The following is a 23,661-nucleotide window of genomic DNA, read 5'->3' as shown; positions in this document are numbered from 1 at the left end:
GCGCCCACCGATCAGCTGGCCTTGAACGAGCGGCAGCGCCGGATCGGTCCGCCGGACGAGGGAGAAGCAGTGTTCGACACCACTCTGGTCGCCTACCAGGTCGCCGCCACAGCGCTGGCAGCCATGATCATCGCGGCGCGTGGATGGCCGTCCGGACACCGCCCGGGTATCTACCTCACCGCGGACCGTCGGCCGGCCGCCGAGCGGTCCGGCGGTGCCTGGTCGCGCAGCGGCACCAGCCAGAACGGCGCCACGTCCGAGCCGGGCCCGGTGTCCGGTGACGACCAGCCCCTGGACCGGGAGACCGCCGAGACGTACGCCCGCTGGTTCCAGGCGCTGTCGGATCCGACCCGGATCATCATCCTCAGCTATCTGAGCCGCCGCACCGAACCCGTCTCGGTCGGCAACATCGTCGACGAACTCGGGTTGGGGCAGTCCCTCGTCTCGCACCACCTCAAGGCGTTGCTCGCGGTCGGCTTCGTCACCTACACCCGCGAGGGAACCTCCCGGCTCTACTCGGTCAACCACAGCTGCATCACGAAGTTCCCGACCGCCGCCGACGTCGTCATGGGTCGCTCCCCCGCACCCACCCCGACGCTGCCGGCGTGGCCGCACCTCGACAACGGAGACCGACGACATGGGCGACAGGAGTAGCAGCCCCGGACAGGATGGCCTGCTGCTCGCGCTGGTCGGCAGCGGGGACCGCCGCTACCGGGAGTACATCCTCGCCGCGCTGGCACCCCATTTCCGGCTGTGGCTGCTGGACGCCACCGAACCCAGCTGGCACCGGCCCTACCTGACCGGATTCACCCTTGTCGACACCCACGATCCGGCGGCCCTGGTCGGGGCCGTCCGCCGCATCGGGTCCGAGGTCGCACCGGTCGCCGGCCTGTTCAGCTACGACGAGTGGGTCATCGATGCCACCGCCGTCGCCGCCGAACAACTCGGCCTGCCCGGCAGCCCGCCGCAGGCGGTCGCCGCCTGCCGCGACAAGGCGGCCACCCGCCGGATCCTGGCCGGTCGCGGCGTCGGCCAACCCCGGTCGGTCACCGTGACCGGCCAGGTCGAGGCGGTGGAATCCGCCGCCGCGATCGGCTACCCGGTCGTCGTGAAGGCGCGACGGCTGGCCGGCAGCATCGGCGTGCAACGGGTCGAGGACGAGCAGGCGCTGGTGCGGGCGTACCGCACCGCCGACGCCGCAACTCTTCCGGGCGTCGTACGCGACGGCGCGGATGTGCTCGTCGAGGAATACCTCGACGGGCCTGAGATCAGTGTCGACAGCGCTGTCGTCGACGGAAATGTCATTCCGCTCGCCCTGGCCCGCAAACAGACGGGGCTGGCTCCGTACTTCGAGGAAACCGTTCACCTCATCGACGGCGCCGATCCACTATTGGCCGATGAGGCGTTGAACGGCCAGCTTCGTCTAATTCATTCCGGGCTCGGTCTCACCGACGGCATGACTCACACCGAATTCCGGCTGACTCGTGACGGTCCACGTCTCATTGAGATCAACGCCCGACTCGGTGGCGATTTCATCCCGCACCTCGGTTATCTGGCCACCGGTGTCGACTTCGCCGTCGCCGCCGGGCAGATCGCCACCGGGTGTTATTCCACCAGCCGTCCGACCCGTCGACGGGTGGCTGGTATCCGGTTCCTGTACCCGCCGGTCGACTGCCGGATCCTGAACCTGCGAGTACGTACCGACCTGCTCAGGGCGGGAGTGCATGCCGCGGTGGCGACCGGGCAGCCCGGCCAGGATCTGGCACTGCCACCGCGGGGGTTCCTCTCCCGGTACGGATACGTGATCGCCGTGACGGACTCGGTCGAACAGACGAACGCCGAACTCGAACGCGCCCACGACATGATCGAGTTGGAATACAAACCCATCTGAGAATAACCCGCCAATCGGACCGACATCAGAACTGCCCCGGCCGGTAGATACAACGCGCCCGAAAACAAGTCATGAAACGCGTATCAGCCCAAGAGCCGACCGTTGACAAGTGTTACACGCACCGGGATCATTTCGATCAAGCGATTCACTGACCGACCGCAGTTCTCACCCACTATTCAGGGCCTGAGGTCAGTGGCGTCGTATTGCGCATGCCATCCCGACGTATCGACCGGAGGAAGAGGCCCCGTGATCACATTTATCGCACTCAGCGGTTTCCTCGGTGCGGGCAAGACCACGACGCTGGTCGCGGCCGCCCGGCACCTGCAGCAGCAAGGGAAGCGCGTCGCTGTCGTCACCAACGACCAAGGGACGGAACTGGTCGACACGAAGCTCGTCCGCAGCAGCCTCGACTCGGTGGCCGAGGTGACCGGCGGCTGCTTCTGCTGCCGGTTCGAGGACCTGATCGAGGTCGTCGAGGAACTCATCGCCGGCGGGGACGTCGACGTCGTCATCGCCGAGGCGGTTGGGAGCTGCACCGATCTGCAGGCCACCGTGGTCCGGCCCCTGCGCAAGTTCTACGGCGACCAGTTCGTCGTCGCGCCGCTGGCGACCGTGGTGGACCCGATGCGCCTGCGGGCCTTCACCCGGGCCGCCGAACGCGGCGAGCCGGAGTCCGACCTGTCCTACCTGTTCAGCCAGCAGCTGCGCGAGTCCGACGTCCTGGCCGTCAACAAGATCGACCTCATCGGCCAGGACGACCAGGACCGCGTCATCGACGACCTGCGCCGCGCCTACCCGGAGGCGACCGTCATCGGCTACTCGGCGAAGACCGGAACCGGCCTGACCGACCTGCTGCACGCATGGGAGCAGCCGGCGAGCTGGGCCGCGGACCTCGACATCGACTACGACCGGTACGCGGCGGCGGAGGCACAGCTGGCCTGGCTCAACCAGGAATTCGTCATCGACGCCGACGGCGCCGGATTCTCCCCGGACGTATGGGCGAGCAGCCTGCTGACGCACCTGGCGGAGAACATGCAGGCCGCTGGCGCGGAGATCGGGCACGCCAAGCTCACCGTCGACAGCGACGGCGAACTGACCAAGATGAGCATCACCGGTTCGGGCACCACCCCGTCGGTCGACCTGACCGCCGCCGGCTCCCCCACGACCGCGACAGCCACGGTCAACGCACGGGTCGCCTGCGAGCCCGCCGTCCTCGACCAGGCGGTGCTCGACGCCGTCGCGCACGCCGACAACATCGCCGGAACCCGGTCCCGGGCGGCCGAGGCGAACTCGTTCAAGCCCGGCTACCCCCGCCCGATCCACCGACTCGCCGCCGCCGATGTCTGACCACGGCCCGGACCGGCCGCAGCCGCACAGCACGATGCCGGTCATCCGTGCCGCGGTCGCCGAACTCGTCGGTACCGCCTTCCTCGTCGCGACCGTCATCGGCTCCGGCATCGCCGCCACCCGCCTCTCACCCGATGACGTGGGCCTGCAACTGCTGCAGAACTCCCTGATCACCGGCGGCATCCTGGTCGCGCTCATCCTCGCCCTGCAACCGGTGTCGGCCGCGTTCAACCCTGTCGTCACGCTCGTCGAACTCGCGCTCGGCGCCGTCAAGGCCACCACCGCCGCCGTCCTCATCGCCGCGCAACTGGTGGGCGGATTCGTCGGCGCGGTCGTGGCCAACCTGATGTTCGACCTTTCGGCGGTCAGCATCTCCAGCACCCAACGCGACACACCGAACCTGTGGCTCGGTGAGGTAGTCGCCACCCTCGGCCTGGTGATGGTCATCTTCGGCATGGCCCGGTCCGGCCGGACCAACACCATCGCCGTCGGCGTCGCCGGGTACATCACCGCCGCCTACTGGTTCACCAGCTCCACCAGTTTCGCCAACCCGGCCGTCACGGTCGCCCGCATGTTCTCCGACACATTCGCGGGAATCACGCCGTCGTCGGTGCTGCCGTTCATCCTCATGCAGCTCATCGGCGGCGGCCTCGCCTACGCCCTGGTCCGGTTGCTCTACCCCGACGCACCGGCCCGGGCCGCCCGAATCGTCCGCCAACGCGGCGCGACCGACGACAGCAAGACGGGCGCGCCAGACATGTCGACCGACGCCGTGGCGTCCCGATGACGAGCAGCAGCCGTCGACGGCGGTGCCTCCGGTCCGGCGCCGCCGGGCGGTAGGACGGGTTCAGGTTCCGGGCTCGTCAGTGGTCACAAACGGTGCTGGCTGTGAAGGCAGCACCGCGCTCTGCCGGCACGATGACCGTCGACGGTCAAGGCGCGTCGGCTGTCCCGGCCCTCGAAGGTCGGGGCAGCCGACGCGCGTTTGTCGTGCCGGTCAGCCGCCGGAGGTGGCGTTGCCGGTGGCGATCCCGAGGCGGTAGATGTCCAGGACCGGGTCAGCGTGCCGGTCGGTCATGGCAACGATCGTGATCTCGCCGGTGCCGGGCGGATGGGTTATCGGAGGCCGACGGGTCGCGGTGGCAGGGCTATGACGACGTTCTCCGATGCGTGCTTCACGCCGACGCTTCCGCGGTGGGCGCGGGGACACGCAGCAGGGCACCGAGCTGGCGGAACGCGTCGGCTCTGACCCGGTACCAGACCCAGGTGCCACGCCGGTCGGACTCGACCAGGCCGGCGTCGCGCAGCACCTTGAGGTGATGGGAGATGGTCGGCCCGGACAGGGCGAACTCCGGGGTCAGGTCGCAGACGCAGATCTCGGGCACCGAGGCGATCATCGACATCAGCCGCAGCCGGACCGGATCGCCCAGGGCCCGGAACATCGGTGCAATGACCTCCGCCTGGTTCGCCTCCAGACGGCGGGTCGCGATCGGCGGGCAGCAGGCCACCAGGTCGGGGTCCACCACCGGTTGCTTCGACATACCTCTAGTTTGACGGTTCTCGAAACAGCGTGCAACAGTGAGCCTGATTCGAAAGGCATCTAGACAAGCAGCAGCCGCTACGGCCTGCCGCGCGTCGATGCACGACCATTGAGAGGACACCCATGTCCCGCGTCCAGCTCGCCCTGCGTGTATCCGACCTGGAAGGCTCCATCGCCTTCTACAGCAAGCTGTTCGACACCGAGCCGGCCAAGCGTCGCCCCGGATACGCCAACTTCGCCGTCGAGAACCCGCCGCTGAAGCTCGTCCTGCTCGAAGGCGAGCCCGACCGACCCACGGTCATGGACCACCTCGGTGTCGAGGTCCCCGGCACCGACGAGGTCGACGCGGCCACCCGGCGCCTCACCGAGGCCGGCCTGGTGACCCTGGAGGAGAACAGCACCGAGTGCTGCTACGCCCTACAGGACAAGGTCTGGGTACGCGGTCCCGGCGACGAACCCTGGGAGGTCTACACCGTCAAGGCCGACTCCCCCCACCTGACGAAGGCCACCGAGAGCGCCTGCTGCACCCCGGCCGCCGAGGAGCAGCCCGCCAGCAGCCCGACCGCCGCCGGCATCTGCTGCACCCCCGCCTGAAAATCCGACTTCTCGGCAGGCACCGTCGGCGTCACGACGGCCGGCTGGAGCCCCGGTACTCCACCGCGATCCCAGCGTTTCCAGGGCAGGACCACCGTCGTGGGCTGCGGAACACCGCGTATCGCAACGGCCGTCTCCAGCCATCCGACGCGAGTCGGGAAACCTGAACCGGTGGTGCGGCCCCACCCGAACGGGCCGCACCACCGGTCGTAAGCGAAGCGACCTCTCGGGTGCCGTTCCCGGTGGCCACCGACGGCGCGGCGGCAGACAGCCACCGCCCTGGCGGGATGCGGGCACAGAGCCAGGTAGAGGTTGGAGTACGGCCGCCCGCACCAGACCGGCCCGGCTCGTCGGCGGTGGGCGTCGCCGACGAGGCATCGAGGCAGCCGCATGACTTGTTTCGACGTAGGTCTAGGTTGACAGCTCTCGAATCAGCGTGCACGGTTGCTTAGAGAATTGTCTAGACAGCCGAGAGCTGCGAAGGAGGGCCGCCATGGACCCGTTCAGCTGCCGGCCGACCAGAGCGCGGTTCCACCGCAACCGCACCGAACCCACCACCGCCGCGTCGCACGACCGCCGTCCCGGCACCCTTCGCCCAGCCGCGTGCAGCGTCCGCAGCGAGACCGGGTTCCGACCATGAGGCGAGCCGAGGCGACCGGCGGGTTCGCCGAGGATCCGGACGAGGCACTCGCCGCCACCACGCCTGCGCCGAGGCGCACCGTTCCACCGCACACGGATGGGGTCGCCCTGTTCCCCGACGCGTCAGGGCGCACCGGCGAGCAGCCAACGGATCACGGTCCCCTGCCGCCGACGAACGTGCCTGTCTCGACGGCGAACACCGTCCGGGCCCTCGACCTCGTGCTGGCGCAGATGTCCGCCAGGCGCATGACCACCACAGTCAACTGCCTCGCCGACAAACGGTTCGCCGGCCGCCAGGCCGGCACTCCCGGTGGCGTCGCGGCACGGGCGTGGCTCGCGGACCAGCTTGCAGAACTCAATGCAACGGTCGCTGTCGCCCCGTTCGACGCACCTCGCGTACCGGAGGTGTACGCGGCGCCACAGGTGCGCTGGAACGACGGCCGAGCACTGCGAGAGCCGGTGTTCGGCCGCGACGTCGGCCTGCACCTGACCTCGTCCGACGCACCACTGATCCGCCGCGGTGAACTGGCGGTCGCCGGACAGGGCGATCCGACCGGCCGCTGGCTGGTCGTCCCGGCGGCGATGAGCGTCTTCGACGCGTACGGACACGCCGGCCGCTCCTGCGGTCTGCTCCTTCCCGGGTCCACTGGCATCGACGGGTGGCTCACGACGACGCTGGCCGGTACCGACGCCGGTCCCCTACCGATGCTCGTCCTGGAACCGAACCTTCACGCGGCGGTCCATGGGGCAGCGGCGCAGCGGCGCGGCTGGTGGTCGGCGAACGCACCGATCCGCCGGCTCGACCTGACGGCCGCCAACATCCACGCGAGCTTCGCGACCGCCCGGGACGCCGACCTGGAGATCCTGTTGACCGCGCACTTCGACGGCGTCGGCGACGTGCCGGGACTGCGCCAGCCGGCCGCGAGCCATGCCGGCGGCGTCGCCGTCGTACTCGAGGCGGCCCGCCTGCTGGCTGCCGCGCCGCCACCACGGACCGCGCTGCGGGTAGCGCTGCTGGACGCCGAAGCGCTCGGTGGCCGTGGAGCCGCCCATCACGCCGCCACGCTCGCATCTGATGGCGCCAGGCCGCTGGTGATCAGCATCGACGGCGCCGGACTGGTCCGTAGGGCCGCACACGTCGGGGCCGGTGGCGACGCACACCGCCTGCTCGCGACCGTCGACCAGGCCGGCCGACACGTCTGCCTCCCCCTCTCCCCGCGCCCGTTGATCTCGGACGACCGCCGGTACGCCGCCGCCGGGCTCGCGACGGTGGGGATCGGCGCGGGCATGGGCGGCGACCACAGCCCCGCTGACACTCCCGACCGCGTCCAGCCGGCGTCCCTCGTCGCGCTCGCACGGCTCGTCGTCGCGACCGTCTGGCTCACCGCAAGGCACGCTGCCCGGTTCCGTCGGGCAGCGTGATCAACTACGACGAGCGCCCAGCCGAGATCGAGCGCCGCCGCCAGTAGTGGTCCTACCCGTCCGGGCTCGGCACGATATGCGCCAACACCTCGACCAGCCCAAGCACCGAAACCACCGCGCGTCCTCGACGCCAGCGAGACTGCGAGCAGATCCGACCTCACGTCAGCTGCGGCCGGATCCTGCCGCTGGGGCTCGCCGCCACTGCCTGACGGGTGTCGGTCAGCGGACCTTCTTCATCGCCCGCTTGCGAGGCGGCGTCAACAGATCGGCGATTCCCGCAATCGCGGACGGCACCAGGCGGTAGTACACCCAGACGCCGCGCTTGTCGCGCTCGAGCAGGCCGGCCTCGGTGAGGATCCGAAGGTGATGACTCACGGTCGGCTGGGAAAGCCCGAGCGGCGCGGTGAGGTCGGTCACGGACGCTTCCCCCGACGGAGACGACTGGATCAGGCTGATCAGTCGCAGCCGGGCCGGGTCGGCGAAGGCCTTCAGCACTCCGGCGAGGCGCTCGGCGTCGGCACGTTTGATCGGCTCGCCGGCAAGGGGCGAGATGGCAGGCGTTGTAATCTTCGCGGATCCCACGTATTGCATGGTCGCAGCAACACCATCGGTAAGCCGGTGAAACGAGGCCTGGATCACCGTGAGTTTGTTCGGGCGGGAGCCGTCTGGATCCGGCAGGTCGGCGGGCGGCGCTGGCCGGGGGGGGTCAGACGGTGGGACGAAGTTCGGTGAGGAGCTTCTCCACGCGGGCACGGATCTCGTCGCGGATCGGCCGGACGGCGTCGACGCCCTTACCGGCGGGGTCATCGAGCTTCCAGTCCTCGTAGCGCTTGCCCGGGAAGACAGGGCAGGTGTCGCCGCAGCCCATGGTGACAATGACGTCCGACGACTCGGCGGTGGCGTACTCCAGGAGCTTGGGGGTCTGGTCGGTGATGTCGATCCCGACCTCCCGCATCGCCTCGACGGCGGCCGGATTGACGGTCTCGGCGGGCGCGGAGCCGGCGGAGCGGACCTCGACGGTGTCGGCGGCGAAGTGGCGCAGCCAGCCGGCGGCCATCTGGGAACGGCCGGCGTTGTGGACGCAGACGAACAGGACGCTGGGCTTGTCGCTCATCAGGTGCCTTCCCGGGGGTCACGGCGGCGGTTGACGAAGCCCGGACCAGGCCGAGCACGCTGTTCTTGTGGATACGGTGTTGTCACGATCGGCGGCCGACAGCGGCGTCCTCGTCCATGGGCACGACGACCTGGTCGGCAGCGGCGCCCGCGTCGGGGTAGAGGGCCGCGAGCAGACCGACACCGACGGCGAGGCCGACGAACTGGGCCACGACGAACGCGGGCACCGAGCCGGGGGCGATACCGGCAAAGGTGTCGGTGAACGCACGACCGATGGTGACCGCCGGGTTGGCGAACGAGGTGGACGAGGTGAACCAGTAGGCGGCGCCGATGTAGGCCCCGACCGCGGCGGGTGCCGCCGGGGCGCGGCCGGAGCGTGCGAGGGCGAAGATCAGCAGGATCAGGCCGGCGGTGGCAACGACCTCGCCGAACCACAGGTGACCGCCGGCGCGGTCCTTGCCGGAAAGGTCGACGGCGGCCAGGTCGAACATCAGGTTCGCCAGCACTGATCCGGCGATCGCGCCCAGGACCTGCGCCACCACATAGCCGCCCAGGTCGCGGGCGGTGAGGCCGGTGCCGGCGCGGCGACCGAGGAACCAGTCAGCGGCGGAGACGACGGGGTTGAAGTGCGCGCCGGAGACCGGCCCGAAGATCAGGATCAGCGCGCCGAGGGCGAACGCGGTGGCGGTGGAGTTCTCCAGCAGTTGCAGGCCCACGTCACCGGGGGAAAGGGCCGTGGCCATGATGCCGGAGCCGACGACAGCGGTGACCAGCAGGGCGGTGCCGGTGAACTCAGCCAGCAGGCGCCGCCGAAGGGCAATGGTCATCGGTCTGCCTCTCCCCTGGTGTTGCGGTCCCGGATCGTCGGGCAGATCGGTTGTCGGGTGGCAGGGACGTTCAACTCGTCGGGCAGACGACGGACTCGGCGCTCGGTCTCGTCGCGGATCGGCCGCACGTCGACCGGGTCGTGCCCGGCGAGTCGCGTCGCGGCGGTGTGCGGGGCAACCTGCTGGTCGAGAGTGATCTCCTGGTGGGGATAGGCGGTGGCGGTCATCGGGGACCTCCGGGCAGGATGGCGGGGGCGAGCCGGTCGACGCGGTCGGCGAGGTCGGCGTACGCGGCTTCGAACGCCTCGTCGGTATCCGCGCGCACCGGGTCCGGGACCGACCAGTGCAGTCGGTGGATCGGGCCGGTCAGTTCCTCGTGGGCGTTGTCGCATACGGCGATCACCAGGTCGTCGCGGCGGACGACCTCGGTGACGTGGGCGGTGCCGGTCGGGTCGAGGTCGAGGTGGTGGCGGTGGGCCACGGCCACTGCGCGGGGATGCACCCGGGTGGCGGGCTTCGTGCCGGCGGAGGCGACATCGCCGTGGGCGCGCTGCCTCCAGAGCGCGGCGGCCAACTGCGAGCGGGCCGAGTTGTGGGTGCATACGAACACCACCCGACCGACGCCCGCCAGACGCGGGGTGGCGAGAGCGGCCAGCGCCTCGGGGCGTAGCCGCAGGTAGGTGCGTCGCCGGTCGCCCTCGGAGCGGCCCCTGATGACAATGCCAGCGTCGGTGAGGACCTTGACGTGGTGGGCGACCAGGTTGGTCGGCATGTCGAGGGTGTGCGCGATCTCCCCAGGGGAGGCATCGCCCAGGGTGAGCGCGTCCACGATCGCCAGGCGTGCCGGATCGCCAAGGGCGGCGTGGATCCGGGCTCGCCCATCAAGGGAAGAAGACTCAGTTCTCATTGACTCAACTATTGCTGAGCTGTTTTGTCGAGTCAAGTGGGTCTCGCCGGCACCACGCGGAGAACGGCCAGTTCGGAGACGAGCGCAAGGCCTACCTCAGCTCACGCGGCTGAGAACAGATGGACGACCTCGATGTCGATCGAGGACGGCATCGTCCATCCGCATGCCTGGTCGGAGGAGGGGACCTGGCAGGTCGGCAGCCTGTTGCGTGACCTGCACCTCGCCACCGCCAGTTTCGAACCCTCGCCAGACGCGGTGTGGAAGCCATGGTGGATGCACCACGACGGCCCTGAATCGGTGATCGGCCACTGCGACGCCGGGCCGTGGCATACCGTCGCGCGCGACGGTCGCCCAGCGGCGTTCATCGACTGGACTCTCGCGGGCCCGGTCGACCGTATCGACGAGGTGGTCGCCACCGGCTGCTGGAACGCGCAGTTGCACGATGATGACGTGGCCGATCGCAACGGCCTGCCGGACGCCATTACGCGGGCCCGGCACCTCCGGTTGTTCCTCGATGGATATGAACTGTCGAGGGCTGACCGAGAAGGTCTGGTCGGCCGGATGATCGAGTTCGCGATCCGGGATTGTGCCGCGGAGGCGGCCCGAGCCCGGATCACTCCGGGCTCGACCGACCCGGCGCCGCTATGGGCATTGGCTTGGCGGTCCCGCGCCGCAGACTGGATGATCCGCCACCGCACCCTGCTCGAACGCGCCATCGGCTGAGCGGGTCGCGACTGTGGGCCGTCGACGTACGCGTCGGCGGCCCACGGTTTTCGGCAATTCGTCGGAGCTCTCACCCATCAATCGCACCCGTCGGGCACCGCCACCGCAGCCGGCGCACAGCCCGCCAGCAGCGGCGACAGGTATGCGACGACCGGCGGGGAATGCAACGCCGAACACGTCGGATCTCCGCCGACGGCCATCACCTCTCGATGATGGTGCCATTCTCGTCGATGCCGTGGCTCCGCCAATAGACGTCCCACTCGTCGTCCACATGCTGCGGCACCTTGCCCTCGGGATAGCGAACATATGGAGCGGTCGGCTCCTGTCCGTCCGGGATGCAGGCACTGCCGCCCTGACCGCCGACCGCGATGACCGGGTACTCGCCGCCGCCGCAGATGCTCTCCTGGAAAGAACAACCACCGGTCACCAGCAAACCGGCCAGTCCAACCGTGGCAAGGACAATCCGTGTACGCATACGGAGGAGTCTCGTCGCGGGTAGCCGCCGCAACCATCCGTACGCGTACTCATGCTTCCTCGCTCCCGCCGTCCAGGGCGTGTTGTGTCGATCATGGGAGCCAGATGATCCGGCGATGAGTACGAGGTTGCGCTTCGTGTAGGTTGCCCGGTCGGAGTCTGGTGGTCGCCCGCCGTTGCCGCCCTTGGCGGCGTGGCGGGAGATCTGGTCGGACCGTTCCGGGATGGCGTGTCAGATCCCGGCACACCGTGAACGAACCACCGCTACAGGATCGGCAGGACACGCCCAAGTGCGGTGACCACAAACGATCACCGGGTTGGTCACGCAGCCCGGGACCGGGGACCACGTGTCGTTCACTCCGTACCCGGGCACGTTCCCGACGCTGCGCGACCAGCACATTCGGATGCCGGTTGTTCGCGTTGGGCCACCGCAGATAGGCGTGCAACTCCCGCCGTCGCCTCCCCACCGGCCGAACTATGATTCGGCACCGGGCCCCAAAACCCTTGGAGAGGACGCATGAGCGATGTGAGCACCGGCAAAGTGGTCGTGAACAGGGCGATGTCGCTGGACGGGTTCATCGCCGGTCCTGGCCACGCGATGGACTGGATCTTCGAGTACCTGACTGCGGACACGTTCCCGGAGGTTATGGCGGCCTCGGGTGCCATGCTCGTCGGCCGGGGCACGTACGAGGTCGCCAAGCGTATGGCCGACCAGGACGCCCCCTACGACGGGGGAGCACAGTTCGTCCTCACCCACGAGCCTCCCGACGAGCCGGACCCTACCGTCATGTTCCTCACCTGTGACATCGAGGAAGCCGTTGCCACGGCACGCAGCGCCGCGGGCGGCAAGAACCTGGAGATCCTCGGTGCTGACGTGGCCGCCCAGTGCCTGCAGCGCGGGCTCGTCGACGAGATCCTGGTGTATGTCCTACCGGTGCTGCTCGGCGACGGTGTCCGCTTCTCGCCCCCAAGCCTCGGCAGGATCGACCTGGAACCTTTGAGCAACACCCAGTCGGGCGCCGTCACAATGCTCCGCTTCCGCGTGCTCAGCGGCGGCTGACCCTCCTGGTCAGACAGCCGCCGCACACGCACGGGTTCTGCCACCCGCCCAGCCTGAGCCCAGCCACGCCACCCGACCGGCAGGTCGAGCGGCGTGTCATCCAACACCGGAACGTCTCTGGTCAGAGCACTAGGCGGACTCGAGGACGAAGAAGAGGAAACACATGAAGGACCCGGAGCCCTTGACCTTGTCGGGTGGCAGCAGCTCCGCAGGAGTGTCCGGGGAAGGGGGCGGCTCGCTGATCGTCACGATGCGGAACCCAGCGGCAGCAAAAGCATCCGACATGGCGTGCAGCGGCCGGTGCCAGAAGGTCAGCCACACGGTCTGGCCGTCCATGATGTAGTCCTCGGAGTACTTCGTGAGCGCGAAGTAGTCGTCTTCGGGATGCGTGACCGGATAGGCGGCCGGATGCATGACCGAGAGCAGCAGGCGACCGCCTGGCTTCAGCACGCGACGCAGCTCGGCGAGGGGACCCGACCAGTCCTCCAGGTAGTGCAGGACCAGGGACGCGACGACGTCATCGAACTCGGCGTCCGCGAACGGCAGCGGCTTGCTCAGGTCCGCCACGTGCAGGTCGGCGTCTTCACCCAGCCGCTGGCGGGCCAGATTGATCATGGCCGCACTCACGTCGAAGCCGGTGACCACTGCTCCCCTGGCGCGCAGCGCCGCTGACAACGGGCCGGAACCGCACCCCGCGTCGAGGATTCGGCGGCCGGAGACGTCGCCGGCAAGGCGAAGCATTGCGGGTCGCTCGTAGTAGGCGTTGAAGAGGCCGGTCTCGTTCTCCGCCGCGTAGGCGTCCGCAAAGTTGTCGTAGTCGGTTGCTGTCACCGTGACCCCGTTCGCGTGAGAGGCAAGGGTGCATGTCTACCAGAGCCGCGTGGGTGCGACAGACAAGCACCCGACTCGTACGCGTGGGCCAGGATCCGATCCCACGTCCCGTCCGCTGCCGCAGCCGCTCCTCGCAGTTTTCCACGGCCCATAGCGGTCGGGCAGGTTCCGTCACGGCGTCAGCCCGGGGCGAGGAGGCAGAACTCGTTGCCTTCCGGATCGGCGAATACCGTCCACGGCACATCGCCCTGACCTACGTCGATGGCGGTGGCGCCGAGAGTCCGCAGTCTGGCCGCCTCTGCCTCTTGGTCGGCACCTGGGTACGGGCGGACGTCGAGATGGACGCGGTTCCGCACGGTCTTCACGTCGGGTGTGTGGAGGAACTGCAGATATGGGCCGACGCCCTTGGCGGAGCGCAGTACCGCCTTGTGGTCGGTCACCTCGTGCAGGGTCCAGTCCATGGCCTCGCCCCAGAAGCGGGCCATGGCTCGCGGATCCGCGCAGTCGACCACCACCGTGGCGATCGGTCCGGTGTCTCGGTAGAGCGAGTCCAGCACGCAGAACTCGTTGCCCTCCGGGTCGGCCATGACCGTCCATGGGACGTCGCCCTGACCTACGTCGACGGGTGTTGCGCCGAGATCCTTCAGTCGCGCGACCACCTCCGCCTGATGGGCCGCCGAGGTGGTGGCGAGGTCGACGTGCACACGGTTCTTCACCGTCTTGGGTTCCGAAAAGGCGATGATGTCGAGGCAGACGGCGACGGGGTCGGGGTAGACGAAGCCCTCGGGTTCGAGGTTGGTCACGCCGGGTTCCTCGCTGGAGATCACCCAGCCGAGCGCCTTCGCCCAGAAACCGCCCAGCGCGGAGTCGTCCCGAGCCTTCATGCTGACCTGCACAAGCCGCGTTGCCATGCCGACGATGCTAGCCACAGTCTGGCGCATCAAGATCAGCCGTACCGATCTCGACGGGTGGGGAAGCCGAGCGCGTGGGGCGCGGAACGCGCCCAGCCAGAATCAAAACCGGAAACGGCACCGGTATCCGACCGGTAACGCACGCCGATGCTGGGGCACCGATCGATGCTGTGATCAGCGCCACGCCAACGGGCCGTGCCCCGGCGCCCGACGCGGTCGCCGGTGAGCGCTACGCCCCAGGACCCGCCGGGCACACCGGTCAGTGACTCTTGGCGCAGGCCTCGGCCTTCAGGTCGCGGATCATTCGAGACTCGCGCTCCATGGCACCGTGTCAAGCCCCGGGTTTGATGGAGAGTTGGTTAGCTGGTTTTCAGGGGTGCGGTGAGCGGGTGGGTCATCGCGTGTAGTGCCTCGTGTTCGGCGGGTGGGATGTGTCCGAGTTCGCCGTGCAAGCGGCGGTTGTTGTACCAGTCGATGTATTCGACGGTGGCCATCTCCAGGTCGTCGAGGCCGCGCCAGGGGCCGGTGTTGCGGACGAGTTCGGCCTTGTACAGGGAGTTGAACGCCTCGGCCATGGCATTGTCGAACGAGTCGCCCTTGGAGCCGACCGAGGCGACGGCGCCGGCCTCGGCAAGCCGCTGGGTGTAGCGGATCGCTCGATATTGGACTCCCTGTCCGAGTGGTGGACCAGTTTACGCAGGTCAGCGTGTTGGTTCCCGCGGCGCCAGATCGCCATCTTCAGCGCGTCGAGGGCCAGATCCGTGTAGAGCGAGGTGGACACCTGCCAGCCGACGATCATGCGGGAGTACACGTCGAGGACGAACGCGGCGTACACCCAGCCCACGCTGGTTCGTACGTAGGTCAGATCCGCGACCCACAGCTGGTTCGGCCCCGCCGCGGTGAAGTCCCGTCTGACCAGGTCAGCAGGGCGGCTGGTCTCGGCTGCCGGCCGGGTGGTGCGGGGCGCCTTGTCGCGCAGCAGCCCACGCAGCCCGGACTCACGCATGAGCCGTTCGACGGTGCACCGGGCCACCGGCACCCCTTGGCGGTGCAGCTCGTGCCAGATCTTGCGGGCGCCGTAGACGCCGTAGTTGGCTGCGTGGACCTGTTCGATCATCGCGGCCAGCTCCTCATCGCGCCGTGAGCGAGCGCTGGCGGGGCGGGTCCTGGCGGCGTAGTAGGTCGACGGTGCGATCTGTGCCGGCGTGTCTTGCAGCGCCCGCAGGACCGGCTGGACACCGTGTTCGGCCTTCTGGGAGTCGACAAAGTCGACCTTCATCGCGACGGACGGTCCAGCTCCGCCGCGAAGAAACTCGCCGCGGACTTCAGGATCTGGTTGGCCCGTCGCAGCTCACGCACTTCCCGTTCGAGGGCGGCGATGCGTTCCGCGTCGCCGCTGGTCGTGCCCGGCCGCTGCCCGGCGTCGGTCTCGGCCCGCTTCACCCACGTGCGCAACGCCTCGGGATGAACCCCGAGCTGCTCGGCGATCCGCCGGATCGCACCCACCGCGGACGCCGGGTCCCGGCGCGCCTCGACCGCCATTCGGGTCGCACGCTCACGCAGCTCATCGTTGTACTTCTTCGGTGCGGGCATCGCAGGTATTCCTCCCAGGTTTCGATGTCTCCATCAAACCCGGTGCGCAACACCGATCTGCTGGAGCAGTAGGCTGAGTTCGCCCTTGGCCCGCTGCTTCGCGTCATCGGTGTAGGTGTCTTCCCATTCCTCGAACTTCCGCTTGGCTTCGTAGTCCAGTTCCAACGCCTGCGACAGCGACTGGCCGTAACGGGCGTTGGTGTCCACCTTCCAGTCGTCGTCCCCGGTCTTCGGGTCGATGCCGTTGAACCGGATGTAGTTCTCGCGCATGGCTTGGACCTGGGCCTTGGTCAGCTGCCAGGTCTGGAATTGCTCGGAGAACCGGATGGCGTCGTCGTCGGTCACCGGGTTGCCGCCCTGGATGAAGTCGAACAGAGATTCCGCCTGCTCGTGCGCGACCTTCAACGCCTCCTGGGAGATGTCGTGTTGTCGGGTGAGCTGGTCACACAGCTCCCTGTCGTAGGTCATCGGAGGGTGTTCCCGGCCAGGCTCACCGTGGCCGCCTCCTCCCGGGCCGGAAGGTGGCTTCGGCAGCTCACCGGGGTCTCGGCCACCGCCCCCGGGTTCACCGGTTGTCGTGTACCACTTGCAATACGGCACTACGTAGTACGTGTCGCTTTCGTAGTAACCGGTGTGTGCGTACTCGGAGCACGCCAAACCCGCAAGAGCCTGTGCTGGCGCGGCGATGAGCGTGCTGGCCAGAGCAGCCGTCGCCGTGACCGCCACGAGTTTGCGAATCGACCTCATGGCCGAAATCGTCAAGAGGGCTTGCGCAGGGCGCCGCATTCTGTCGGGTTTCCGGCTGTCCTTGATGATTCCGGACCATCGGGACGGTGGATGTCGGGCCGTACCTCTTGATTCCTGACCGATCCGGTCCTCCTCTCCCCTGTCGACCATGCATCGATCGGAAAGCCATGAGGTAACAAGGCGGCGGCAGGACGGTCCAGCGCGAGGACGGCCAGGCCCCGCCGGTGACTCCGGCGGGGCCTGGCGTGGTGGGGGTTACCTGGAACGTCGGTGTGGGGCCGCCCCGGTCGGGTGCGGAGGGGTCAGTTGCAGGTGGTGCCGTTGAGGGTGAACGGCACCGGGGTGACCGGTGAACCGTCGGCGCTGTAGCCGAAGCTGACCGCGCCACCGGTCGGGATGGCGGCGTTGTAGTTCTCGTTGGTCACCGTGACGGCGGCACCGGTCTGCTGGAAGATGCCGTTCCAGTGGCCCTGGACGATCTGGCCGCCGGGGAAGTTCCAGCCGAGCGTCCAGCCGTTGACGGGCGGGCCGTCGTTGTAGACGGTGACGCTGGCCGTGTAGCCGGTGCTCCACGAGTTGGTGACGACGAAGGAGACCCGGCAGCTGCTCGCGAGAGCGGTCGCCGGAACGATGTCGCCGTAGTCGTCGCGGGCGGTGGCGAAGTCCTGGAAGCCGAAGCCGGGGCCGGCGGACCGGGTGGTGGTGCCGGCCGCCAGCACGGTGCCGTCGGGGTTGACCGCGTAGACGGGGCCGCCGCTGTCGCCGCCGCGGGCCGCCTCCTCGCCGTCGAGCTGGGTGGCCTCGACCAGGTCCTCGATGTCGTCGTAGTGGAACTCGACCCGCAGGTTGCAGACCGGGCCGCCGAGTTCGCCGGCCGAGGTGTATCCGGACTGGCAGAGCAGCTGTCCGGGGTACACCGCGGTCCAGCCGACGACCTCGGCGCGGATCTCGTCGTGCAGGCCGCCGACGTAGATGTGGCTGCCGGGCGACGAGGTCGAGATGAGCATGGTGTCGTGGTCGTCGTTGCTGGCGACCGCGTAGCCGACCAGCGTCCCGGTGTTGGTGGTGGTGTTCCAGGCGATGTGCCAGGGCGAGCCGATGGCTCCGCAGTGTTCGGCGCTGAGCAGGTAGCCGGTGCCGGTGACGGCGTCGCGTACACCGAAGCCGGCGGTGCAGCCGTAGGTGGTGAACCCGATCCCGATCCCGCCGTCGTACGGTGCGGCGTCGTCGAACCGGGACCGTTCGACCATCGGCTCGCTCCGGACGATCCGGGTGCTGACCCCGGTCGCCGGCAGCTTCGGAAGTCTCGCGCCGGCGGCGTCGTCGACGGCGACGTCGATGCCGGAGCCGTCGGTGCGCAGCCGGAGGGCGTGGGTGGCGCCGGTCGGGTCGGCGTCGACCACGGTCCGGAGCTTCGCCGCCGCCTTCTTCAGTTCGGCACGCGAGTAGGTGGCGGCGGCCACCTCGACCGGCGCGGTACGGCGGGCGGTCGCCACCGCCGCCGCGATGTCGGCGGGCAGGGCGCCCTTCCACCAGACGGTGACGTGGTCGTCGACCAGCCCGATGCCGGCGTAGCCGCGCGGCGGGGCGGCTTCGACGGCGGTGCGGATGACGTTGGCCGCGTCGACGAGGGGGGCCTGGGCGGTCATCCGGTCCAGGATCCGCGCCGGGATGACATCGTGGATGGAGCCGTCGTCGGGCGTCGGCGTCGGTGCCGACGCCCCGGACGGCTGGCCGGGCGCCGCGTGGGTGGGCGCCGTCAGCGGGCCGACCAGCGCCGTGGCGCCGATCAGTACGCCGGCGACCACCGTGCGGGTGGTCGCCTTCCAGGTCTGTGTCATGCCGTCGAGTCAATCGATGCCGGCGGCCGTGGAACAGGCAGGACGCCCGGCAGGAGTGGTCCTGCCGGGAGGCTGCCGGGACCCGGACCGGGCTGTGCCGTCCGGGTCCGGGCGCGTCAGAGCAGGTCGAGGGACATCGCGGTGGTGACCGCCGCGGTCCGGTCGGAGACGCCGAGTTTGGCGAAGGCACGCAGCAGGTGTGTCTTGACGGTCGCCTCGCTGATGTGCAGTTCGCGGCTGATCTCGGCGTTGGACAGGCCGCGCGCGACCAGGCGGAGGACCTCGGTCTCCCGGGGCGACAGTGACTCGTGCTGGGGCCGGCGTACCCGGTGCAGCAGCCGGGTGGCGACCGACGGCGCCAGTACGGTCTCGCCGCGGGCGGCGGTACGTACGGCGTTGACCAGGTCGGCGCGGGAGGTGTCCTTCAGCAGGTAGCCGGCGGCGCCTGCTTCGACGGCGCGCAGGATGTCGGTGTCGGTCTCGTACGTGGTCAGCACGACGACCCGGGTCGTGGGGGCGACGGTGAGCACCTGCCCGGTCGCGGTGACGCCGTCGATGCCCGGCATCCGCAGGTCCATCAGGACCACGTGGGGGCGCAGGGCGCGTACGGCGGTGACCGCCTCGGCGCCGGAGCCGGCCTCGCCGACGACGGCGATGTCGGCCTCGCCGTCGAGCATGCCGCGCACCCCGGCGCGGACCACCGGATGGTCGTCGACCAGCAGTACGGAGATCAAAGGTCGGGCACCTCCACCCTGATCGTGGTGCCGCGGCCGGGTTCCGAGTCGACGCTCAGCTTGCCGGACACCTGCTCGACCCGGGCCCGCATGGCACCGAGCCCGTAACCACCGGACGCCTTTTCGGGGTCGAACCCGCGTCCGTCGTCGGCGACCTCGACGGCAACGGTGCCGCCGAGGTGGGCCAGCCTTACCGTGACCAGTCCGGCCCCGGCGTGCCGGCGGATGTTGGCCAGTGACTCCTGCACGGCCCGCAGCAGGACCACCTCGACCGCGGTGGCCAGCCCGACCGGTTCGCCCTCGGTGCTGAAGTCGACGCGTACGCCGGTTTCCCGGCCGAACCGGTCGACGAGCCGGGCCAGTGCGTCGGCCAGCGACGAGCCGTCGAGTTCGGTCGGGGTCAGCGCGCCGACCAGGGCGCGGGCCTCGGAGAGGTTGTCGCGGGCGGTGTCGAGGGCCAGGCCGAGGTGCCGGCGGGCCTGGGCGACGTCGCGCTCCAGTTCGGCGTCGGCCGCCTGGATGAGCATGATGACGCTGGTCAGACCCTGGGCGACGGTGTCGTGGATGTCGCCGGCGAGGCGTTGCCGTTCGGCGAGCATGCCGGCCTCGTGTGACAGCCGGGCGACCTCGGCGCGGCTGCCGTCGAGTTGGCGGATGAGCCGGGCCCGTTCGTCGTTCTGGGTGGTGACCCGGCGGGCCCAGGTGCCGAAGACGGCGGAGCCGACGACGATGGTCGCCGCGACCGGCAGTGGACCGGCGACGGTGTCGGCCAGGTCGCGGGTCGACTCGTACGCCACCGCCACGTCGGCGACGTTGAGCACGAGCACGGCGATCGTCGCCCGTAGCGCGTCCATCAGCATGTACGCCTGCGGGCAGAGCGCGAGCAGCGCGAACGACGACACGCTGACCAGCGCGACGGCCGGGGTCATCAGCACGACGACGCCGGCGAAGTAGAGGTAGGCGCGACGGTCCTCGATCTCGCCGCGGATCAGTGGCCGCCCGTACAGCCAGTACCAGGCGGCGAGGCCGGCCAGCAGGGCGACCGCCCAGGCCCGCGCCACCACCGGCACGGAGCCGGTGGTGGCGACGAAGCCCGACGTGCCGACGGCGACCAGCCCGAAGTAGGCGTCCCACATCGGGAAGCGGTTCAGCCAGGTCGGCGTGTCCTCCATGGGGACTACCGGTCCCGCCGTCCGCGCCAGCGGAAGGTCGTCAGGCACAGCAGCAGACCTCCAATGCACCACGCCCCCAGGACCAGGGCGATCCGCCCATGCTCCCACGACGTGGTGACGATCTCCTGCGGCAGGATGTCGTCGGGCAGGAAGACCGACCGGAAGCCCTGGGCCATCCACTTCAGCGGGAAGACCGCGCCGAGCTGCTGCAGCGGCTCGGGCAGCGCGCTGATCGGGGTGTAGAAGATGCCGGAGATGAAGGCCAGCACGATGTACGGCAGGTTCATCACCGCGGCGGCGCTGCGCTCGGTACGGGCCAGGCTGCTGGCGGCGATGCCGAGGAACGAGCAGCCGATGACGCCGAGCAGGAAGACCCAGCCGAAGGTGACCCAGCGCGAGGCCTCGCTCGGCAGTTCGACGTCGAAGAGCAGCATGCCGAGGCCGAGCAGGATGATCACCTCGGCGACGCTGATGACCAGCACCATGACGACCTTGCCGAGGAAGTACGCCGACTTCGGCATCGGGGCGCCGCGCAGCCGCTTCAGGGTGCCGTCGTCACGGTCGGCCGCGATGCTGATGCCGAGGTTGACGAAGGTGGCCGAGGCGACACCGGCGGCGATCATGCTGGGTACGAAGTACTGCGCCGAGGTGACGGTGCTGCCCTCGTAGATGCCGCTGAACAGCGAGCCGAGCAGGGCGAGCAGCACGATCGGCAGGGCGAAGGTGAAGACGACGTTGTCCCACTCGCGGAAGAAGCCCTTGAGTTCGATCACGCCCCGGTGCAGGCCGAGGCTGACCGCGGAGGGATCCTTCCCGGCGGTCGCGGGGCGGGTGGAGGTGGTGGTCATTTCTGGGCGCTCCCGATCAGGTCGAGGTAGACGTCTTCGAGGCTGGGCCGGCTGACGGTCAGGCCGGGAACGGTGCCGCCGTGGCGGGCGGTCAGTTCGGCGATGACGGGGCCCGGGTCGGTGGCCTCCTGGGTACGGTGCTCGCCGTTCTCGAGCCAGGAGACGGTCGCCTTGGCCTCGGCGCGCCCGCCGAGGGTGGCCGGGTCGCCTTCGGCGACGATCTGGCCCTTGACGATGACCGCAACCCGGTCGGCGAGGTTCTCCGCCTCCTCGAGGTAGTGCGTGGTCAGCAGGACGGTGGTGCCGTTCTCCTGGGCCAGGGAGCGGATCAGGTCCCAGAACTGCCGGCGGGCCTGCGGGTCGAAGCCGGTGGTGGGCTCGTCGAGGAAGAGCAGCGCCGGGTTGCCGATCATGCCGACGGCGACGTCGATGCGGCGCCGCTGGCCGCCGGAGAGGGTGCTGACCCGGGAGTTGGCCTTGGCGGCGAGACCGACCTGCTCGATGACCTGGTCGGGGTCGCGGGGGTTGGGGTAGTAGCGGGCGAAGTGCCGCACGGTCTCCCGGACGGTCAGTTCGCTGAGGTCGGACGCGTCCTGCAGGACGATGCCGATCCCGTAGCGCCAGCGCCGGCCGGCGCGCTGCGGGTCGGCGCCGAGCACCTCCACCTCGCCGCCGTCGCGGTCCCGGTAGCCCTCGAGGATCTCGACGGTGGTGGTCTTGCCCGCACCGTTCGGGCCGAGCAAAGCGAAGATCTCGCCGGAGGCGATGTTGAGGTCCACGTTGTTGACCGCGAGGTTGTCGCGGTACCGCTTGGTCAGGCCGCGTACTCGCACGGCGGAATCAGTCATGTATCGATCATCGCGACCGGTGGGGTCGCCCGGGACGCCCGGACGATTGACAGCGGCTGTCCACCGATCGGTGGACAGCCGTCGGCACGTCAGTGGACGCCGGTGGCGGGCCGGTCACTCAGTGGAACACCTTGAGTCCGATGACGCCGGCGACCACCAGGAGCAGGCAGGTGATCCGGGCGACGGTCGCCGGCTCGCCCAGGGCGACCATCCCGACGGTGGCGGTGCCGACCGCGCCGATGCCGACCCAGACGGCGTAGCCGGTGCCGATCGGGATGTCGCGCAGGGCGAGCGCGAGCCCGGCCATGCTGAGCACGAGCGCGACCGCGAAGACCAGCGAGGGTACGGGTCGGGTGAAGCCGGCGCTGCGCCCGAGCGCGATCGCCCACACCGTCTCCAGCATCCCGGAGATGATCAGTAGCAGCCAGGCCATGTCTGTTCCGTCCTTTCCGCGCGGATCGGCCCCGGTCGCGGCCGCGCGGCCCGGGCACGCGTCGGCGGCCGGGCGGGGGCGGAGAAGGGGAAATGCGACGGAGGCCATGGTGGGTTGCGCGTCGTCTTCGCACGACCGGGTACGACACGCGGCTCGTCCGGGGCGACCCGCCAGATCGGGCGCCGCTTGCCACCCTAGCCGACCGGGGTGGCCGGGGGGCCGATGGTGGGCGGACTCACCACACCGGCACGCAAGCCGGCAGCGGCGGGACCGCACCATCCGAAAACAACACTATCGATGCTTGTAAATGTCACGGGCCACTCCTACCGTGAGGCCTCAAGCCGGCAGGCATCCCGACGCCGGCAGTGAGATCACGGCGGCCCACACCACACCGGTGCGTACCGCCGTCGGCCCGACCGCCCCGGAACCCCGGGTGGAACCCTCGGTAAGGAGCCCGTCTTGCGCATCCGACTGACCCTGGCGATCCTCGCCACCGCACTCACCGGCGCCCTCGTCGCCCCGTCCGCCGCGGCCGCCGCGCCCGCGCCGATCATCGGCGGCGGCACCGTCGCGTCGGCCCCGTGGGCCGCGGCGGTGTTCCAGAACGGCTCGTTCGCCTGCTCCGGCTCGCTGATCCACGCCAGCTGGGTGCTGACCGCCCGGCACTGCGTCGGCGGCACGATGTCCGTCCGCGTCGGCAGCGTCTACTACGGCTCCGGCGGCCAGACCCGTTCGGTCTCGGCCACCTACGGCCAGTACGACATCGCGCTGCTGCGGTTGAGCAGCCCGATCAGCAGCCCGTCGGTGGTGACGCTGGCCACCGCGAACCCGCCGGTCGGCTCGACGAACCAGATCTACGGCTGGGGCCGCACCTGCACCAGCTGCGCCCCGTCGCCGCAGCTCAAGACCGCCACGGTCGGCGTCACCTCGCTCAGCGCCGTCGACGCGTACGGCGGCCCGGCCATCCGCAGCAACCGCGGCAACGGCGTGGCCTGGCAGGGCGACTCCGGTGGCCCGCAGTTCTACAACGGCCGGCAGGTCGGCGTCTGCTCGACCGGCAACGGCAGCACCTACCAGAACTACGCCTCGGTGGCGGCCAGCCGGGCCTGGATCACCTCGATCTCCGGCGTCTGATCCGATTTCCCACCACGCGCCGTGCCGGTCAT

The 23,661-nt window shown here is 69.6% G+C and carries 24 protein-coding genes, 3 pseudogenes and 1 riboswitch; of the genes and pseudogenes, 9 read left to right on the top strand and 18 right to left on the bottom strand.

Features of this window, described 5'->3' with window-relative positions; genetic code table 11:
- The first annotated feature begins 69 nt into the window (after positions 1–69).
- The 4 genes from QCD66_RS17235 to QCD66_RS17220 all read left to right on the top strand — a co-directional run bounded on the left by QCD66_RS17235 (position 70) and on the right by QCD66_RS17220 (position 4,025).
- Entirely contained in the window at positions 70–654 is a 585-nt protein-coding gene (locus tag QCD66_RS17235) for a metalloregulator ArsR/SmtB family transcription factor (RefSeq protein WP_364219722.1), read from the top strand.
- Complete coding sequence (locus tag QCD66_RS17230) at positions 638–1,891, top strand: ATP-grasp domain-containing protein (RefSeq protein ID WP_375734513.1); 1,254 nt, start codon at positions 638–640, stop codon at positions 1,889–1,891. Before QCD66_RS17235 ends, QCD66_RS17230 begins: the two co-directional genes overlap by 17 nt.
- Before the next feature lie 246 nt (positions 1,892–2,137).
- Complete coding sequence (locus QCD66_RS17225) at positions 2,138–3,238, top strand: GTP-binding protein (protein ID WP_364219716.1); 1,101 nt, start codon at positions 2,138–2,140, stop codon at positions 3,236–3,238.
- On the top strand, positions 3,231–4,025 hold the full coding sequence (locus QCD66_RS17220; RefSeq protein WP_364219713.1) for an aquaporin: 795 nt from the start codon (positions 3,231–3,233) through the stop codon (positions 4,023–4,025). The genes QCD66_RS17225 and QCD66_RS17220 overlap by 8 nt, the downstream gene beginning before the upstream one ends.
- 388 nt (positions 4,026–4,413) lie before the next feature.
- Here the strand turns inward: QCD66_RS17220 and QCD66_RS17215 are convergent, their stop codons facing one another.
- Positions 4,414–4,779 (bottom strand): metalloregulator ArsR/SmtB family transcription factor, encoded by a 366-nt coding sequence (locus tag QCD66_RS17215; protein ID WP_364219710.1) that lies wholly within the window; start codon positions 4,777–4,779, stop codon positions 4,414–4,416.
- Between the two features lie 122 nt (positions 4,780–4,901).
- Here QCD66_RS17215 and QCD66_RS17210 point away from each other — a divergent pair, with 122 nt between their 5' ends.
- On the top strand, positions 4,902–5,372 hold the full coding sequence (locus QCD66_RS17210) for an ArsI/CadI family heavy metal resistance metalloenzyme (RefSeq protein WP_364219707.1): 471 nt from the start codon (positions 4,902–4,904) through the stop codon (positions 5,370–5,372).
- Between the two features lie 636 nt (positions 5,373–6,008).
- On the top strand, positions 6,009–7,433 hold the full coding sequence (locus tag QCD66_RS17205) for a M28 family peptidase (protein WP_375734512.1): 1,425 nt from the start codon (positions 6,009–6,011) through the stop codon (positions 7,431–7,433).
- Between the two features lie 219 nt (positions 7,434–7,652).
- Here QCD66_RS17205 and QCD66_RS17200 read toward each other — a convergent pair whose 3' ends face one another.
- The 5 genes and pseudogenes from QCD66_RS17200 to QCD66_RS17180 form a co-directional block, all read right to left on the bottom strand.
- A complete protein-coding gene (locus QCD66_RS17200; protein WP_364219758.1) occupies positions 7,653–8,024 on the bottom strand; it encodes a metalloregulator ArsR/SmtB family transcription factor in 372 nt (123 codons plus the stop codon).
- Between the two features lie 115 nt (positions 8,025–8,139).
- Positions 8,140–8,547 (bottom strand): arsenate reductase ArsC, encoded by a 408-nt coding sequence (locus tag QCD66_RS17195; RefSeq protein ID WP_375734511.1) that lies wholly within the window; start codon positions 8,545–8,547, stop codon positions 8,140–8,142.
- Positions 8,548–8,640: 93 nt separating this feature from the next.
- Positions 8,641–9,373: pseudogene (locus tag QCD66_RS17190) on the bottom strand (aquaporin); the annotation flags it as partial.
- Positions 9,370–9,600, bottom strand: coding sequence for a hypothetical protein (locus tag QCD66_RS17185; RefSeq protein WP_375734510.1), 231 nt, complete (start codon positions 9,598–9,600; stop codon positions 9,370–9,372). The gene QCD66_RS17185 and the pseudogene QCD66_RS17190, both read right to left, overlap by 4 nt.
- On the bottom strand, positions 9,597–10,280 hold the full coding sequence (locus QCD66_RS17180) for a helix-turn-helix domain-containing protein (protein WP_375734509.1): 684 nt from the start codon (positions 10,278–10,280) through the stop codon (positions 9,597–9,599). The genes QCD66_RS17185 and QCD66_RS17180 overlap by 4 nt, the downstream gene beginning before the upstream one ends.
- Positions 10,281–10,412: 132 nt before the next feature.
- Between QCD66_RS17180 and QCD66_RS17175 the strand changes: the two genes are divergently transcribed.
- Positions 10,413–11,003 carry a hypothetical protein gene (locus QCD66_RS17175; RefSeq protein ID WP_375734508.1) on the top strand — a complete coding sequence of 197 codons (591 nt, stop codon included), beginning with the start codon at positions 10,413–10,415 and terminating at the stop codon, positions 11,001–11,003.
- Positions 11,004–11,202: 199 nt separating this feature from the next.
- Here QCD66_RS17175 and QCD66_RS17170 read toward each other — a convergent pair whose 3' ends face one another.
- On the bottom strand, positions 11,203–11,478 hold the full coding sequence (locus QCD66_RS17170) for an SCO0607 family lipoprotein (protein WP_357534292.1): 276 nt from the start codon (positions 11,476–11,478) through the stop codon (positions 11,203–11,205).
- A gap of 120 nt (positions 11,479–11,598) precedes the next feature.
- Positions 11,599–11,709: pseudogene (locus tag QCD66_RS17165) on the bottom strand (IS5/IS1182 family transposase); the annotation flags it as partial.
- Between the two features lie 285 nt (positions 11,710–11,994).
- On the opposite strand from QCD66_RS17165, the gene QCD66_RS17160 reads away from it, so the two are divergent.
- Positions 11,995–12,537, top strand: a complete 543-nt coding sequence (locus QCD66_RS17160) for a dihydrofolate reductase family protein (protein WP_375734507.1) — start codon at positions 11,995–11,997, stop codon at positions 12,535–12,537.
- 129 nt (positions 12,538–12,666) lie between these two features.
- Here the strand turns inward: QCD66_RS17160 and QCD66_RS17155 are convergent, their stop codons facing one another.
- The 10 genes and pseudogenes from QCD66_RS17155 to QCD66_RS17110 all read right to left on the bottom strand — a co-directional run bounded on the left by QCD66_RS17155 (position 12,667) and on the right by QCD66_RS17110 (position 22,495).
- Positions 12,667–13,368 carry a class I SAM-dependent methyltransferase gene (locus QCD66_RS17155; RefSeq protein ID WP_375734506.1) on the bottom strand — a complete coding sequence of 234 codons (702 nt, stop codon included), beginning with the start codon at positions 13,366–13,368 and terminating at the stop codon, positions 12,667–12,669.
- A gap of 179 nt (positions 13,369–13,547) precedes the next feature.
- Positions 13,548–14,279, bottom strand: a complete 732-nt coding sequence (locus QCD66_RS17150) for a VOC family protein (RefSeq protein ID WP_375734505.1) — start codon at positions 14,277–14,279, stop codon at positions 13,548–13,550.
- A 359-nt stretch (positions 14,280–14,638) separates the two neighbouring features.
- A pseudogene (locus tag QCD66_RS17145) lies at positions 14,639–15,872 on the bottom strand (IS3 family transposase).
- 33 nt (positions 15,873–15,905) lie between these two features.
- Entirely contained in the window at positions 15,906–16,340 is a 435-nt protein-coding gene (locus QCD66_RS17140) for a hypothetical protein (protein ID WP_375736142.1), read from the bottom strand.
- Between the two features lie 581 nt (positions 16,341–16,921).
- Positions 16,922–18,460 carry a cellulose binding domain-containing protein gene (locus QCD66_RS17135; RefSeq protein WP_375736143.1) on the bottom strand — a complete coding sequence of 513 codons (1,539 nt, stop codon included), beginning with the start codon at positions 18,458–18,460 and terminating at the stop codon, positions 16,922–16,924.
- Positions 18,461–18,576: 116 nt separating this feature from the next.
- A complete protein-coding gene (locus QCD66_RS17130) occupies positions 18,577–19,194 on the bottom strand; it encodes a response regulator transcription factor (RefSeq protein ID WP_357534303.1) in 618 nt (205 codons plus the stop codon).
- Positions 19,191–20,366 (bottom strand): sensor histidine kinase, encoded by a 1,176-nt coding sequence (locus QCD66_RS17125; RefSeq protein WP_364219673.1) that lies wholly within the window; start codon positions 20,364–20,366, stop codon positions 19,191–19,193. Before QCD66_RS17125 ends, QCD66_RS17130 begins: the two co-directional genes overlap by 4 nt.
- Positions 20,367–20,371: 5 nt before the next feature.
- Positions 20,372–21,214, bottom strand: coding sequence for an ABC transporter permease (locus tag QCD66_RS17120; protein ID WP_364219670.1), 843 nt, complete (start codon positions 21,212–21,214; stop codon positions 20,372–20,374).
- Entirely contained in the window at positions 21,211–22,062 is an 852-nt protein-coding gene (locus QCD66_RS17115) for an ABC transporter ATP-binding protein (RefSeq protein ID WP_364219667.1), read from the bottom strand. The genes QCD66_RS17120 and QCD66_RS17115 overlap by 4 nt, the downstream gene beginning before the upstream one ends.
- Before the next feature lie 118 nt (positions 22,063–22,180).
- Positions 22,181–22,495 carry an SMR family transporter gene (locus QCD66_RS17110; RefSeq protein ID WP_364219664.1) on the bottom strand — a complete coding sequence of 105 codons (315 nt, stop codon included), beginning with the start codon at positions 22,493–22,495 and terminating at the stop codon, positions 22,181–22,183.
- Between the two features lie 115 nt (positions 22,496–22,610).
- Positions 22,611–22,681: riboswitch (guanidine-III (ykkC-III) riboswitch) on the bottom strand.
- Positions 22,682–22,954: 273 nt separating this feature from the next.
- On the opposite strand from QCD66_RS17110, the gene QCD66_RS17105 reads away from it, so the two are divergent.
- Positions 22,955–23,629, top strand: coding sequence for a DUF1986 domain-containing protein (locus tag QCD66_RS17105; protein ID WP_375736144.1), 675 nt, complete (start codon positions 22,955–22,957; stop codon positions 23,627–23,629).
- The last annotated feature ends 32 nt before the right edge of the window (positions 23,630–23,661 follow it).

This window comes from Polymorphospora sp. A560, from assembly GCF_045781765.1.
In the GTDB taxonomy this organism is placed as follows: domain Bacteria; phylum Actinomycetota; class Actinomycetes; order Mycobacteriales; family Micromonosporaceae; genus Polymorphospora; species Polymorphospora lycopeni.
The sequence above is the reverse complement of the archived record's forward strand: the minus strand, read 5'-3'. Positions and strand labels throughout refer to the sequence as shown.